Here is a 15,186-nt window from a genome sequence, read left to right on the forward strand (position 1 = left end):
GACGGCGCCGGTCATACGTACATGCTTATGCGGAGCGAACGGTGCGCACCCGCGCGCGTACGGCACAATGACCCCTGCCCGAAGATGGTCCAAGTCTCAAGTGACGGAATCGGCGTGATGAGCAAGACGACAGTCAAAGACGTCTCCACGGAGCCCGGGCCCGAGCGTGCCGTCGACGCACCGCGCACGGTGGGCGGCAGCCGCGCCTTCGCCCTGCTGCTGGTGATCACCGGCGCGGCCGGACTGCTCGCCGCCTGGGTCATCACGATCGACAAGTTCAAGCTGCTGGAAGCCAAGGTCGCGGGCAAGACCTTCACCCCCGGGTGCAGCCTCAACCCGGTCGTCTCCTGCGGCAGCGTCATGGAGAGCAAGCAGGCCGCCGCCTTCGGGTTCCCGAACCCGATGCTCGGCCTGGTCTGCTACGGCATCGTCGTCTGCGTCGGCATGAGCCTGCTCGCCCGCGCCCGTTTCCCGCGCTGGTACTGGCTGACCTTCAACGCCGGCACCCTCTTCGGCGTGAGCTTCTGCGCCTGGCTGATGTTCCAGTCGCTGTACCGGATCAACGCGCTGTGCCTGTGGTGCTCGCTCGCCTGGGTCGCGACGATCATCATGTTCTGGTACGTGACCTCCTTCAACATCCGCAACGACTTCCTGCCCGCCCCGCGCTGGCTCAAGGGCTTCTTCGCCGAGTTCACCTGGGTGCTGCCGGTCCTGCACATCGGCATCATCGGCATGCTGATCCTGACCCGCTGGTGGGACTTCTGGACCAGCTGACGGCGTCGGCCGCGTTGTCAGTGCCGTGATTTAGGGTTTCAGCGTGGAACCCGACCTGTTCACCGCCGCAGCAGAGGAACGCCAGGAGAAGGACCCGGCAGCGAGTCCCCTGGCGGTGCGGATGCGCCCGCGCACGCTCGACGAGGTCGTGGGCCAGCAGCACCTCCTCAAGCCCGGCTCCCCGCTGCGCCGCCTGGTCGGCGAAGGCAACGGCGGCCCGGCCGGACCGTCCTCCGTGATCCTCTGGGGCCCGCCCGGCACCGGCAAGACGACCCTCGCCTACGTCGTCTCCAAGGCCACCAACAAGCGGTTCGTGGAGCTGTCCGCCATCACCGCCGGGGTCAAGGAGGTCCGCGCGGTCATCGACGGCGCCCGCCGAGCCACCGGCGGCTTCGGCAAGGAGACCGTCCTCTTCCTGGACGAGATCCACCGCTTCAGCAAGGCCCAGCAGGACTCTCTGCTCCCGGCGGTCGAGAACCGCTGGGTGACCCTGATCGCGGCGACCACCGAGAACCCGTACTTCTCGGTGATCTCCCCGCTGCTCTCCCGCTCCCTCCTCCTCACCCTCGAACCCCTCACCGACGACGACATCCGCGGCCTGCTCCGGCGCGCCCTCGCCGACGAGCGCGGTCTGAAGGACGCGGTCACTCTCCCCGAGGACACCGAGGAGCACCTGCTGCGCATCGCCGGCGGAGACGCCCGCCGGGCCCTGACCGCTCTGGAGGCCGCCGCCGGAGCCGCCCTCGACCAGGGCGAGAGCGTGATCACCCTCCAGACCCTGGAGCAGACCGTCGACCGGGCCGCGGTGAAGTACGACCGCGACGGCGACCAGCACTACGACGTCGCCAGCGCCCTCATCAAGTCCATCCGCGGCTCCGACGTCGACGCCGCCCTGCACTACCTGGCCCGCATGATCGAGGCCGGCGAGGACCCCCGCTTCATCGCCCGCCGCCTGATGATCTCCGCGAGCGAGGACATCGGCCTCGCCGACCCGAACGCCCTGCCCACGGCCGTCGCCGCCGCCCAGGCCGTCGCCATGATCGGCTTCCCCGAGGCCGCCCTCACCCTCAGCCACGCCACCATCGCTCTGGCGCTCGCCCCGAAGTCCAACGCCGCGACGACCGCGATCGGCGCGGCCATGGAGGACGTACGCAAGGGTCTGGCCGGACCGGTGCCACCGCATCTGCGGGACGGGCACTACCAGGGGGCGAAGAAGCTGGGGCACGCCCAGGGGTACGTGTACCCGCACGACCTGCCCGAGGGCATCGCCGAGCAGCAGTACGCCCCGGACGCCCTGAAGGACCGCGAGTACTACACCCCGACCCGGCACGGCGCCGAGGCGCGGTACGCGGACGCCGTGGAATGGACCCGCAAGCACCTCGGTCGCAGGCGGTCCTGAGCACCCTGTAGACTGCCCCGAAGTGCTGAGTCCCGTGCAGTCAGAGCGGGACAGCCAGCCGGAGACCCGATTCCTCGTGGATCGGCTCCAGGAGCGTCGCGCACCGTCGAACGGTGTCGCGGGCAGCCCACCACCACCCGGAGTCCCGGGAAGGGTCGGTGGGCCACTCGCGTGCTGCACGTATGTGCCCAGACCAGGGGAGCGGCTGCCCGGCAGGTCCCAGGTGGACCCGGCGGGATTCCCCGGCTGCGGATGCGACCTCCCTCAACTCTGACAAGCCGAAAACAAGGAAAGAGAAAAGACAGTGGCGAACCAGTCCCGCCCCAAGGTCAAGAAGTCGCGTGCCCTCGGCATCGCGCTGACCCCGAAGGCCGTCAAGTACTTCGAGGCCCGTCCCTACCCGCCGGGTGAGCACGGCCGCGGCCGCAAGCAGACCTCCGACTACAAGGTCCGTCTGCTCGAGAAGCAGCGCCTGCGCGCTCAGTACGACATCTCCGAGCGCCAGCTGGTCCGCGCCTACGAGCGTGCGTCCAAGGTCCAGGGCAAGACCGGTGAGGCCCTGATCGTCGAGCTGGAGCGCCGTCTCGACGCGCTGGTCCTGCGTTCGGGCATCGCCCGCACGATCTACCAGGCCCGCCAGATGGTCGTCCACGGCCACATCCAGGTCAACGGCCAGAAGGTCGACAAGCCGTCCTTCCGTGTCCGCCCGGACGACGTCGTGCAGGTCCGCGACCGCTCCAAGGACAAGACGCTCTTCACGATCGCCCGTGAGGGTGGCTTCGCCCCCGAGGGCGAGACCCCGCGCTACCTCCAGGTGAACCTCAAGGCCCTGGCGTTCCGCCTGGACCGCGAGCCGAACCGCAAGGAGATCCCGGTGATCTGCGACGAGCAGCTCGTCGTCGAGTACTACGCCCGCTGACCCCAGCCCCGGCGCAGCACCTCAGCCCGCCGTCTCCCCGCCCGGTCCTGCCGGGCGGGCGAGGCGGCGGGTTTGTGTTTCCGGTCGGTTCGTACGCTGCGGGCCGGTGGGGGCCGGTCGCGCGGTGCGCCGCGCCCCTGCAGTGCGTCGCACGCCGTCCTGACCCAGCGCACGGGACACCGCCGTGGCCCGGTCCAGTCGGCCCCCTTCGCGTACACACTCCTCGTACCGCGCGTCCCCCAGCGCCTCTCGGGCCGTCGCCTCGCACAGCTCGTGCGGCACGTTGAAGTAGGCGGAGCCGAACAGCGGCAGCCCCACCGACGGCCAGATCCGGCTCGCGGCGCCCTGGAGCACCGCCGCCTCGGCCGGGTCGCCCTGGGTCGCCGTCACCAGGGCCAGCAGCTCCAGGGCCAGCACAGAGCCCAGCAGGTCGTGGAAGGCGTGCGCGTTGACCAGGCAGTCCGCCAGCAGCTCCCGCGCGCGGACCGGATCCCCGTCCTGCCAGGCCGCGTACGCCAGCACGTACAGCGCGTACGAGCGCGCCCACCGCTCCCCGTGGTCCTCGCACACCCGGCGCACGTCCTCGCACAGCCGCACCGCGTCCGCCAGGTCCCCCTGGAACGCCCGCGTCATCGCCAGCTCGACCTGGCCCATGAGGACGTTGCTGTTCAGTTCGCCGATCTCCTGGTAGCGCTCCAGCGCCGACCGCAGCAGCGTTTCCGCGCGGGCCATGTCGTCCGTGACCAGGGCCAGACACCCGATGCGGTGCTCCGCGTACGCCACCGCCGTCGCGTCACCGGCACCCTCGGCCTGTTCCCGGCACTCCCGCAGCGTGCCGAGCGCCGGGACGGTGTCGCCCTGGAGGATCGCCACATAGCCGAGCACCCACAGGGCCTTCAGCCGGGACTGTTCGTACTCCGAGTCCAGCTCCACGCTGCGCTCCAGCCAGCGCCGGCCCTCCGACAGCCGACCGCAGCCCACCCAGCAGAACCACAGCGAACCCGCCAGGTACTGGCCCAGATGCGCCTCCTCGGGCTCGGTCAGGCAGAACTCCAGCGCGGCCCGCAGATTCGGCAGCTCGGCGTCGACCCGTGCGGCCACCTCGCGCTGCCGGGGCGAGAACCAGTCCAGCTCACCCCAGGTGGCAAGGCCCAGGAACCAGTCCCGGTGCCGGCGCCGCAGCCGGGCCGCGTCGCCGGTCGCCTCCAGCCAGTCGGCGCCGTAGTCCCGGACGGTGTCCAGCATCCGGTAGCGGGGACCCGCCGGGGTCTCCTCGCGGGAGAGCACGGACTGGGCCAGCAGCTCCGAGAGCACGTCGAGGACGTCCTCGGCGTCCAGCCCGTCCCCGCTGCACACGTACTCGGCCGCCTCCAGGTCGAAGGTCCGCGCGAACACGGAGAGCCGCGCCCACAGCAGCCGTTCGGCCGGCGTGCACAGCTCGTGGCTCCAGCCGATCGCGGTCCGCAGCGTCTGATGACGGGGCAGCGCGTCCCGGCCGCCTCCGGTCAGCAGCCGGAACCGGTCGTCCAGCCGCTGCAGCACCTGTGCCGGGGACAGGGCCCGCAGCCGGCCCGCGGCCAGCTCCACCGCCAGCGGGATCCCCTCCAGCCGACGGCACAGCTCCCGCACCTCGGGACAGTCGCCCACCTCCGGTCCGTGCTGCAGGGCCCGGTCCGCGAACAGCTCCACCGCCTCGTCCTCGGCGAGCGGGCCCAGCGGGAACAGCCGCTCGCCCGTCAGCCCCAGCGGCCGCCGGCCCACCGCCAGCACCCGCAGCTCCGGCAGCCTGCGCAGCAGCTCCGCGACCAGCTCGGCACCGGCCTCCACGAGATGCTCGAAGCCGTCCAGCACCAGCAGCATCCGACGGCCGGCGAGCTGCGCGAGCAGCGTCTCGGCCGGCTCCCGCGTGGTGTGGTCGGTCAGCCCCAGCGCCTCCACCACCGCGTACGCCACGAACTGCGGATCCCGCACCGCCGCGAGCTCCACCCGCACCCACGCCCTGGACTCCGCCCGTGCCGCCGGCACCTCCCGGGAAGCGTCCCCGGACGCCCAGCGTGCCGCCGCCCGCGCGGCCAGCCGTGACTTGCCGACGCCGCCGACCCCGGTGACGGTGACCAGCCGGGCCGTCTCCAGCATCCCGGCCAGCTCGGCGAGTTCGGACGAGCGCCCGACGAACGCGGTGAGTTCGGTGAGTTCCAGGGGCTGACGGCCGTCGTCCGGGGAGCCGGGGCGCTGAGGACCTCGCATGGGACACGGAGCGTACTGAACCGTGTTCATTCCGTACAATCGCTTCCCGCAACTCCACCCGCTGCCGACGGTAATCCGGTACGGAGCGCCACCACCGGCGCGATAGGCTCGGTGGCACTACTTTTTCGATGCTCAGGCACGTTTCAGGGAGCGGGTGCGCACAGTGTCCGGTGGTGAGGTGGCCGGGATCCTGGTGGCCGTCTTCTGGGCGATCCTGGTCTCCTTCCTCGCCGTCGCACTGGCGAGGCTGGCCCAGACGCTCAAGGCGACCACCAAGCTCGTCGCGGACGTGACGGACCAGGCGGTCCCGCTGCTCGCCGACGCCTCCGCCGCCGTGCGGTCCGCGCAGACCCAGATCGACCGGGTCGACGCGATCGCCTCCGACGTCCAGGAGGTCACCTCGAACGCCTCCGCGCTCTCGTCCACCGTCGCCTCCACCTTCGGCGGCCCGCTGGTCAAGGTCGCGGCGTTCGGCTACGGCGTGCGCCGGGCGCTGGGCGGCCGCAAGGAGGACGTGCCCGCGAAGGCCCCGAGGCGTACGGTGATCGTGGGCCGGACGGTCCCGGCCGCGCGGCGGGCCAAGCGGAACAACCGCGGAAAGAGGGACTAGGTCAGCGATGTTCCGCCGAACGTTCTGGTTCACCACAGGTGTCGCCGCCGGTGTGTGGGCCACCACCAAGGTCAACCGCAAGCTGAAGCAGCTGACCCCTGAGAGCCTCGCCGCGACCGCGGCCAACAAGGCCCTCGAGACCGGGCAGCGCCTGAAGGACCGCGCGGTCGGTTTCGCGCTGGACGTCCGCGACAACATGGCCCAGCGGGAGGCCGAGCTCGAGGAGGCCCTGGGCATCCACGAGAGCCCCGAACTCCCCGCGCCCCGGCGGTACGCCGCCATCGAGAACAACCACAGCGACCCGAAGTACATCGAGGCCCCGATGTCTTCGCACACGAAGTACTCGTACAACCGGAATGAGGACCACTGATGGAGTCGGCCGAGATTCGCCGCCGCTGGCTGAGCTTCTTCGAGGAGCGCGGGCACACCGTCGTCCCTTCGGCGTCGCTCATCGCGGACGACCCGACTCTGCTCCTCGTGCCGGCCGGCATGGTGCCCTTCAAGCCCTACTTCCTGGGTGAGGTCAAGCCGCCGTTCCCGCGCGCCACCAGCGTGCAGAAGTGCGTGCGCACGCCGGACATCGAAGAGGTCGGCAAGACCACCCGCCACGGCACGTTCTTCCAGATGTGCGGCAACTTCTCCTTCGGCGACTACTTCAAGGAAGGCGCCATCAAGCTCGCCTGGGAGCTGCTCACCAGCCCCCAGGACAAGGGCGGTTACGGCCTCGACCCCGAGCGCCTGTGGATCACCGTCTACCAGGACGACGACGAGGCCGAGCAGATCTGGCACGAGGTCGTCGGCGTGCCCAAGGAGCGCATCCAGCGCCTGGGCATGAAGGACAACTTCTGGTCCATGGGCGTCCCCGGCCCCTGCGGCCCCTGCTCCGAGATCAACTACGACCGCGGCCCCGAGTTCGGCGTCGAGGGCGGCCCCGCCGTCAACGACGAGCGTTACGTGGAGATCTGGAACCTCGTCTTCATGCAGTACGAGCGCGGCGAGGGCACCGGCAAGGACAACTTCGAGATCCTCGGCGACCTCCCGAGCAAGAACATCGACACGGGCCTCGGCCTGGAGCGCCTCGCCATGATTCTGCAGGGCGTGCAGAACATGTACGAGATCGACACCTCCATGGCCGTCATCGACAAGGCCACCGAGCTGACCGGCGTCCGCTACGGCGACGCCCACGCCTCGGACGTGTCCCTCCGCGTGGTCACCGACCACATGCGCACGGCCACGATGCTCATCGGCGACGGCGTCACCCCCGGCAACGAGGGCCGCGGCTACGTCCTGCGCCGCATCATGCGCCGCGCCATCCGCAACATGCGCCTGCTGGGCGCCACCGGCCCGGTCGTCAAGGACCTGATCGACGTCGTCATCGGCATGATGGGGCAGCAGTACCCGGAGCTGGTCACCGACCGCGAGCGCATCGAGAAGGTCGCCCTCGCCGAGGAGAACGCCTTCCTGAAGACGCTGAAGGCCGGCACCAACATCCTCGACACCGCCGTCACCGAGACCAAGCAGGCCGGTTCCTCGGTCCTGCCCGGCGACAAGGCCTTCCTGCTCCACGACACCTGGGGCTTCCCGATCGACCTCACCCTGGAGATGGCCGCCGAGCAGGGCCTCTCCGTGGACGAGGAGGGCTTCCGCCGCCTGATGAAGGAGCAGCGGGAGCGCGCCAAGGCCGACGCCCAGGCCAAGAAGACCGGCCACGCCGACATGGGCGCCTACCGCGAGATCGCCGACTCCGCCGGTGCCACCGACTTCTTCGGCTACACCGACACCGAGGGCGAGACCACGATCGTCGGCATCCTCGTCGACGGCGTCTCCTCCCCGGCCGCCACCGAGGGCGACGAGGTCGAGATCGTCCTCGACCGCACCCCGTTCTACGCCGAGGGCGGCGGCCAGATCGGCGACACCGGCCGCATCAAGGTGGACTCCGGTGCCGTGATCGAGGTCCGCGACTGCCAGAAGCCGGTCCCGGGCGTCTACGTCCACAAGGGCGTCGTGCAGGTCGGCGAGGTGACCGTCGGCGCCAAGGCCCACGCCTCGATCGACGCCCGCCGCCGCAAGGCCATCGCCCGCGCCCACTCGGCCACCCACCTGACCCACCAGGCCCTGCGCGACGCCCTCGGCCCGACGGCCGCCCAGGCCGGTTCCGAGAACCAGCCCGGCCGCTTCCGCTTCGACTTCGGCTCCCCGTCCGCCGTTCCGACGGCCGTGATGACCGACGTCGAGCAGAAGATCAACGAGGTGCTCGCCCGCGATCTCGACGTGCATGCCGAGGTCATGGGCATCGACGAGGCCAAGAAGCAGGGCGCCATCGCCGAGTTCGGCGAGAAGTACGGCGAGCGGGTCCGCGTGGTGACCATCGGCGACTTCTCCAAGGAGCTGTGCGGCGGCACACACGTGCACAACACCGCCCAGCTGGGCCTGGTGAAGCTGCTCGGCGAGTCCTCCATCGGCTCGGGTGTCCGTCGTATCGAGGCCCTCGTCGGCGTCGACGCCTACAACTTCCTGGCCCGTGAGCACACGGTCGTCGCCCAGCTCCAGGAGCTGATCAAGGGCCGTCCGGAGGAGCTTCCGGAGAAGGTCTCCGCCATGCTCGGCAAGCTGAAGGACGCCGAGAAGGAGATCGAGAAGTTCCGCGCCGAGAAGGTGCTGCAGGCCGCCGGCGGTCTTGCCGAGTCCGCCAAGGACGTCCGCGGGATCGCCGTCGTCACCGGCCAGGTCCCGGACGGCACCACGCCGGACGACCTGCGCAAGCTGGTCCTCGACGTGCGCGGCCGCATCCAGGGCGGCCGGGCCGCCGTGGTCGCCCTCTTCACGGTCAACAACGGCAAGCCGCTGACCGTCATCGCCACCAATGAGTCCGCCCGCGAGCGCGGTCTCAAGGCCGGTGACCTGGTCCGTACCGCCGCCAAGACCCTCGGTGGCGGCGGTGGCGGCAAGCCGGACGTCGCCCAGGGCGGGGGCCAGAACCCGGCCGCCGTCGGCGAGGCCGTCGAGGCCGTCGAGCGTCTTGTCGCCGAGACAGCGAAGTAAGGAAACGGTCGGACATGCGCAGAGGACGTCGACTCGCGATCGACGTCGGGGACGCCCGGATCGGGGTCGCCTCGTGCGACCCCGACGGGATCCTCGCCACTCCGGTGGAGACGGTCCCCGGACGTGACATCCCGGCGGCCCACCGCCGACTGCGGCAGCTCGTCGAGGAGTACGAACCGATCGAGGTCGTCGTCGGCCTCCCTCGCTCCCTCAAGGGGGGCGAGGGCCCGGCCGCGGTCAAGGTCCGCTCCTTCGCCGAGGAACTCGCCAAGGGCATCCAGCCGGTGCCGGTCCGCCTGGTGGACGAGCGGATGACGACCGTGACGGCCAGTCAGGGACTGCGCGCCTCGGGGGTGAAGACCAAGAAGGGCAGGGCCGTCATCGACCAGGCCGCCGCTGTGATCATCCTCCAGCAGGCCTTGGAATCCGAACGGGTGTCAGGTAAAGCACCCGGCGAGGGCGTCGAAGTGGTCATCTGATCGCGATACGGTAACGTTCCGCGCGATGCGGCGGTGTTCGAACAGCCGCCGCACAGCAAAGAGGCGGAACGGCCGCGCGACGGTCCGCCTCGCGGCTCTAGGGGATCGATGACTGAGTATGGCCGGGGCCCTGGCTCCGAACCGTGGCATCCGGAGGACCCGTTGTACGGGGACGGCGGATGGGGAGGGCAGCAGACCCACGCGGGTCAGCAGTCTGCCTACGGCGGCCAGCCGCAGCAGTATCCGCAGCAGCCGCAGCAGCAGTACGGCGACTGGACCCAGGGGCAGCACCCCGGGTACGGCCAGCAGCAGTACCCGTACCCCGACGTTCAGGACCAGCCCTCGTACGACCAGCAGTACGCCGGGCACGCCCAGCAGCAGTACCAGCACCAGGGCGGCTGGGACGCGTCCGGCGCCCACGGTCCCGTGCCCTACGCCGCCGACCCGGGCGACCCGTACAACCAGCAGCCCGTGGCGTACGGCGGTGAGCACCCGGACTTCTACGGCACCGAGGACGCCTACCCGCCGCCGGAGCCCCCCGGCCGCAGGCGCCCCGAACCGTCGCCCGGCCCCGACCCGGAGACCGGCTGGGACCCGGGCGAGGACCAGGGTGAGCACGCCTTCTTCTCGGGTGGCGGCGGCGACGAGGACGCGGACGACGAGGCCGAGAGCCGGCTCGGTCGCAGTGAGCGGCGTGCCAAGGGCCGTAAGCCCGTCAAGGGCAAGAAGAAGCGCACCGGCTGCGCCTGCATGGTCGTCGTCCTGGTCTTCGGCGGCGGCCTCGGCGGCGTCGGATACTTCGGCTACAAGTTCTACCAAAATCGTTTCGCCCCGGCTCCGGACTACGCGGGCGACGGCACCGGCGAGACCGTGACCGTCGAGATCCCGAAGGGTGCCGGCGGCTGGGAGATCGGCCGTCGGCTGAAGGAAGCCGGGGTCGTCAAGAGCGCCGACGCTTTCGTGCACGCGCAGGGACAGAATCCCAAGGGCAATCAGATCCAGGCGGGCGCCTATCTCCTGAAGAAGGAGATGTCCGCCGCGAGTGCCGTCGCGCTGATGCTCGACCCGAAGAGCCAGAACAACGTCCTTGTCACGCCGGGTGAGCGCAACATGGGCGTCTACGCGGCCATCGACAAGAAACTCGAGCTGGCCGTCGGCACCACCCAGAAAATCGCCAAGGAACAGTACAAGTCCTTCGGCGTGCCGAGCTGGGCGCAGAACCGGAACAGCACCGAGATCAAGGACCCGCTGGAAGGCTTCCTGTTCCCGGGCACCTATCCCGCGGCCAAGGGCATGAAGCCCGCCGCGATCCTGAAGCAGATGGTCACCCAGGCCAAGGAGAAGTACACCGCCTACGGCCTGACGGCGAAGGCGAAGTCGCTGGGCCTGGAGAACGCCTTCCAGCTCGTCACGGTCGCCAGCCTGGTCCAGGCGGAGGGCAAGACGCACGACGACTTCCGCAAGATGGCGGAGGTGGTCTACAACCGCCTGAAGTCCGACAACACCGAGACCAACCAGTTGCTGCAGTTCGACTCGACCTACAACTACCTCAAGGGTACGAGCAACATCCATATCTCCGAGAAGGAGATCAACGGCAACCGGAACCCGTACAACACCTATACCCACAAGGGTCTTCCGCCCGGTCCGATCGGCAACCCCGGCGAGGACGCACTGAAGGCGGCGCTGAATCCGACGCACGACGGCTGGATGTATTTCGTGGCGACCGACGGCGTGAACAACACCGAATTCGCCAAGACGAACGAAGAATTCGAAAAGCTCAAGGACAAATTCAATGCCACCTCGGGCAACTGACGCCCGCCGGGCCGCCGTGCTCGGTTCGCCCATCGCCCACTCCCTCTCCCCGGTGCTGCACCGGGCGGCCTACGCAGCGCTCGGGCTCACCGGGTGGTCGTACGACCGCTTCGAGATCGACGAGGCGGCGCTGCCCGGCTTCCTGGAGCAGCTCGGGCCGGAGTGGGCGGGGCTGTCGCTGACCATGCCGCTGAAGCGGGCGGTCATCCCGCTGGTGGACGAGATCAGCGATACGGCCGCCGCGGTGGACGCCGTCAACACGGTCGTCTTCACCGAGGACGGCCGCCGCGTCGGGGACAACACGGACATCCCGGGGATGGTGGCCGCCCTGCGCGAGCACGGCATCGAGCAGGTCGACTCCGCCGCGATCCTCGGCGCCGGCGCCACCGCGTCCTCGGCGCTGGCCGCCCTGGCCCGGATCTGCACCGGGGAAGTCGTCGCCTATGTGCGCAGCGAGGCCCGCGCCGCCGAGATGCGGCAGTGGGGCGAGCGGCTCGAGGTCGAGGTCCGCACTGCGGACTGGGCGGACGCGGCCGAGGCGCTGCGCGCCCCGCTGGTGATCGCCACCACGCCCGCGGGCACCACGGACGCCCTCGCCGCGGCCGTGCCCGAGCGTCCGGCGACGCTCTTCGACGTGCTCTACGACCCCTGGCCGACCGAGCTGGCGGCCCGCTGGTCGATGTTCGGCGGCGCCGTCGTCAGCGGCCTCGATCTGCTGGTGCACCAGGCAGTTCTGCAGGTGGAGCGCATGACCGGCCGCGCTCCGGCCCCGCTGGAGGCCATGCGCCGAGCGGGCGAGAAGGCCCTCGCGGCACGCTGAATCTCGCATTCCGGTTCTGTCCCCGGGATTCCGTCTTCTGGACCGGGAGCCGGTTCCGGCCTCCGACGTGGGAGGATCGGGAGTGGCAGGCCGGGATCGCGCACCCGGTCGAGCCGTCGCCGTGCGCGAGGACACGCGTACGCAGGGCAGTACCGGGCGCGAACACGGAGGAGCACCGTTGAGCAGGCTGCGTTGGCTGACCGCGGGGGAGTCCCACGGTCCCGCACTTGTCGCGACGCTGGAGGGCCTTCCCGCCGGCGTGCCGATCACCACGGAGATGGTGGCGGACCACCTCGCGCGGCGGCGGCTCGGTTATGGCCGCGGTGCGCGGATGAAGTTCGAGCGCGACGAGGTCACCTTCCTGGGTGGCGTCCGGCACGGCCTGACCCTCGGCTCTCCCGTGGCGATCATGGTGGGCAACACCGAGTGGCCCAAGTGGGAGCAGGTCATGTCGGCCGACCCGGTCGACCCCGAGATCCTCGGCGGCCTCGCCCGCAACGCCCCGCTGACCCGGCCCCGCCCCGGCCACGCCGACCTCGCCGGCATGCAGAAGTACGGCTTCGACGAGGCCCGCCCGATCCTGGAGCGCGCCTCCGCCCGCGAGACCGCCGCCCGCGTGGCGCTCGGCGCGGTCGCCCGGTCGTACCTGAAGGAGACGGCCGGCATCGAGATCGTCTCCCACGTCGTCGAGCTGTGCTCCGTGAAGGCTCCGCAGGGCGTGTACCCCACCCCGGCCGACGTCGAGAAGCTGGACGCCGACCCGCTGCGATGCCTGGACGCGGACGCCTCGAAGGCGATGGTCGCGGAGGTCGACCAGGCCCACAAGGACGGCGACACCCTCGGCGGTGTGGTCGAGATCCTGGCCTACGGCGTGCCGGTGGGCCTGGGCTCGCACGTGCACTGGGACCGCAAGCTGGACGCCCGGCTGGCCGGCGCGCTCATGGGCATCCAGGCGATCAAGGGCGTCGAGATCGGCGACGGCTTCGAGCTGGCGCGGGTCCCGGGTTCCAAGGCGCACGACGAGATCGTGAACACGGCGGACGGCATTCGGCGCGTCTCGGGCCGGGCGGGCGGCACCGAGGGCGGGCTGTCCACCGGTGAGCTGCTGCGGGTCCGGGCGGCGATGAAGCCGATCGCCACCGTGCCGCGGGCCCTGCAGACCGTGGACGTCACCACCGGCGAGGCGGCGCAGGCGCACCACCAGCGTTCCGACGTGTCCGCGGTCCCGGCGGCCGGCATCGTGGCCGAGGCCATGGTCGCGCTCGTCCTCGCGGACGCCGTGGCGGAGAAGTTCGGCGGCGACAGCGTGACCGAGACCCGCCGCAACGTGCGGTCGTACCTCGACAACCTGGCCATCCGATGAGCACTGCGCCCGCCGTCGTCCTGGTCGGCCCGATGGGCGTGGGCAAGTCCACGGTCGGACGCCTGCTGGCCGAGCGGCTCGGGCTCGGCTACCGGGACACCGACGACGACATCGTCGCCGCCGAGGGCCGCACCATCGCCGAGATCTTCGTGGACGAGGGCGAGCCGGCCTTCCGGGCGCTGGAGAAGCACGCGGTGCGCACCGCGCTCGCCGAGCACGAGGGCGTCCTCGCGCTCGGCGGCGGGGCGATCCTCGACCCGGACACCCGCGCGCTGCTCTCCGGGCACCGGGTCGTCTACCTCTCGATGGACGTCGAGGAGGCCGTCCGGCGCACCGGCCTCAACGTGGCCCGGCCGCTGCTCGCCGTCAACCCGCGCAAGCAGTGGCGCGAGCTGATGGAGGCCCGGCGGCACCTGTACGAGGAGGTCGCCACGGCCGTCGTACCGACCGACGGACGGGACCCCGAAGAGGTCACCCAAGCAGCGCTGGACGCACTGGAGTTGAAGGAAGCATGAGCGAGGCAGTCACCCGGATCCAGGTCGGCGGTTCGGCCGGAACCGACCCCTACGAGGTGCTGGTGGGCCGGCAACTCCTGGGCGAGCTGGGCGGGTTGATCGGCCAGAGGGCCAAGCGGATCGCGGTGATCCACCCCGAGGCGCTGGCCGAGACCGGCGACGCGCTCCGCGCCGACCTGGCCGAGCAGGGCTACGAGGCCGTCGCCATCCAGGTGCCGAACGCCGAGGAGGCCAAGACCGCCGAGGTCGCCGCCTACTGCTGGAAGGCGCTCGGCCAGTCCGGCTTCACCCGCTCCGACGTCATCGTCGGCGTCGGCGGCGGCGCGACCACGGACCTCGCCGGTTTCGTCGCGGCGACCTGGCTGCGCGGAGTGCGCTGGATCGCGATCCCCACCACCGTGCTCGCCATGGTGGACGCGGCGGTCGGCGGCAAGACCGGCATCAACACCGCCGAGGGCAAGAACCTGGTCGGCGCCTTCCACCCGCCGGCCGGCGTCCTGTGCGACCTCGCCGCGCTGGACTCCCTCCCGGTCAACGACTACGTCTCCGGTCTCGCCGAGATCATCAAGGCCGGCTTCATCGCCGACCCGGTGATCCTGGACCTGATCGAGGCGGACCCCGAGGCCGCCCGCTCCCCGCAGGGACCGCACACGGCCGAACTGATCGAGCGCTCGATCCGGGTCAAGGCCGAGGTCGTCTCCGACGACCTGAAGGAGTCGGGCCGCAGGGAGATCCTCAACTACGGCCACACGCTCGGCCACGCCATCGAGAAGAACGAGCGCTACAAGTGGCGGCACGGCGCCGCGGTCGCCGTCGGCATGCACTTCGCCGCCGAACTCGGCCGTCTGGCGGGCCGGTTGGACGACGCGACGGCGGACAGGCACCGCACGATCCTCGAAGCGGTCGGCCTGCCGCTGACCTACCGCTACGACCAGTGGCCCAAGCTGCTGGAGACCATGAAGGTCGACAAGAAGTCCCGCGGCGACCTGTTGCGCTTCGTCGTCCTCGACGGCCTGGCCAAGCCGACCGTCCTGGAGGGCCCGGACCCCGCCGTGCTGCTCGCCGCCTACGGAGAAGTGGGTCAGTAAGTCCCCCGCTGCTCCTTGCGCCCGATTCCCCTGCCGGTCCGGGCACTTCACACCGCCCCCGGCCGTTCACCAAACGACGGCCGGGGGCGGTACCGTTCGGTAGGGAGCGGGCTCCGTA

13 protein-coding genes are annotated in these 15,186 nt (G+C 70.7%); 12 read left to right on the top strand and 1 reads right to left on the bottom strand.

The window, feature by feature from the left end; all coding sequences use genetic code 11:
• Window positions 1-117: 117 nt before the first annotated feature.
• The 3 genes from ABZ865_RS31375 (at window position 118) to rpsD (ending at window position 3,092) form a co-directional block, all read left to right on the top strand.
• Complete coding sequence (locus tag ABZ865_RS31375) at window positions 118-774, top strand: vitamin K epoxide reductase family protein (protein ID WP_361237731.1); 657 nt, start codon at window positions 118-120, stop codon at window positions 772-774.
• A gap of 43 nt (window positions 775-817) precedes the next feature.
• Window positions 818-2,173, top strand: a complete 1,356-nt coding sequence (locus ABZ865_RS31380) for a replication-associated recombination protein A (RefSeq protein ID WP_361237733.1) — start codon at window positions 818-820, stop codon at window positions 2,171-2,173.
• A gap of 304 nt (window positions 2,174-2,477) precedes the next feature.
• Window positions 2,478-3,092, top strand: coding sequence for a 30S ribosomal protein S4 (rpsD, locus tag ABZ865_RS31385; protein WP_361237736.1), 615 nt, complete (start codon window positions 2,478-2,480; stop codon window positions 3,090-3,092).
• 21 nt (window positions 3,093-3,113) lie between these two features.
• Here the strand turns inward: rpsD and ABZ865_RS31390 are convergent, their stop codons facing one another.
• Complete coding sequence (locus ABZ865_RS31390; RefSeq protein ID WP_361237739.1) at window positions 3,114-5,339, bottom strand: AAA family ATPase; 2,226 nt, start codon at window positions 5,337-5,339, stop codon at window positions 3,114-3,116.
• Between the two features lie 154 nt (window positions 5,340-5,493).
• Here ABZ865_RS31390 and ABZ865_RS31395 point away from each other — a divergent pair, with 154 nt between their 5' ends.
• The 9 genes from ABZ865_RS31395 (at window position 5,494) to aroB (ending at window position 15,068) form a co-directional block, all read left to right on the top strand.
• The gene (locus ABZ865_RS31395; RefSeq protein WP_361237742.1) at window positions 5,494-5,949 is read left to right on the top strand and encodes a DUF948 domain-containing protein; all 456 of its coding nucleotides are present in this window, start codon (window positions 5,494-5,496) and stop codon (window positions 5,947-5,949) included.
• Window positions 5,950-5,956: 7 nt separating this feature from the next.
• Window positions 5,957-6,319, top strand: coding sequence for a hypothetical protein (locus ABZ865_RS31400; protein ID WP_361237745.1), 363 nt, complete (start codon window positions 5,957-5,959; stop codon window positions 6,317-6,319).
• On the top strand, window positions 6,319-8,991 hold the full coding sequence (alaS, locus tag ABZ865_RS31405; protein WP_361237748.1) for an alanine--tRNA ligase: 2,673 nt from the start codon (window positions 6,319-6,321) through the stop codon (window positions 8,989-8,991). The genes ABZ865_RS31400 and alaS overlap by 1 nt, the downstream gene beginning before the upstream one ends.
• A gap of 14 nt (window positions 8,992-9,005) precedes the next feature.
• Window positions 9,006-9,470, top strand: a complete 465-nt coding sequence (ruvX, locus tag ABZ865_RS31410) for a Holliday junction resolvase RuvX (RefSeq protein WP_361237751.1) — start codon at window positions 9,006-9,008, stop codon at window positions 9,468-9,470.
• Between the two features lie 108 nt (window positions 9,471-9,578).
• Window positions 9,579-11,282 (top strand): endolytic transglycosylase MltG, encoded by a 1,704-nt coding sequence (gene mltG / locus ABZ865_RS31415; RefSeq protein ID WP_361237754.1) that lies wholly within the window; start codon window positions 9,579-9,581, stop codon window positions 11,280-11,282.
• Window positions 11,263-12,102 (top strand): shikimate dehydrogenase, encoded by an 840-nt coding sequence (locus ABZ865_RS31420; protein WP_361237757.1) that lies wholly within the window; start codon window positions 11,263-11,265, stop codon window positions 12,100-12,102. The genes mltG and ABZ865_RS31420 overlap by 20 nt, the downstream gene beginning before the upstream one ends.
• A 178-nt stretch (window positions 12,103-12,280) precedes the next feature.
• A complete protein-coding gene (gene aroC / locus ABZ865_RS31425; protein ID WP_361237760.1) occupies window positions 12,281-13,465 on the top strand; it encodes a chorismate synthase in 1,185 nt (394 codons plus the stop codon).
• Window positions 13,462-13,980, top strand: coding sequence for a shikimate kinase (locus tag ABZ865_RS31430; protein WP_361237763.1), 519 nt, complete (start codon window positions 13,462-13,464; stop codon window positions 13,978-13,980). Before aroC ends, ABZ865_RS31430 begins: the two co-directional genes overlap by 4 nt.
• Window positions 13,977-15,068: a 3-dehydroquinate synthase gene (gene aroB / locus ABZ865_RS31435; RefSeq protein WP_361237766.1), complete on the top strand. Its 1,092-nt coding sequence runs from the start codon at window positions 13,977-13,979 to the stop codon at window positions 15,066-15,068. Before ABZ865_RS31430 ends, aroB begins: the two co-directional genes overlap by 4 nt.
• Window positions 15,069-15,186: the final 118 nt, after the last annotated feature.

It is taken from the genome of Streptomyces sp. NPDC047085 (assembly GCF_040643735.1).
Classification (GTDB): domain Bacteria; phylum Actinomycetota; class Actinomycetes; order Streptomycetales; family Streptomycetaceae; genus Streptomyces.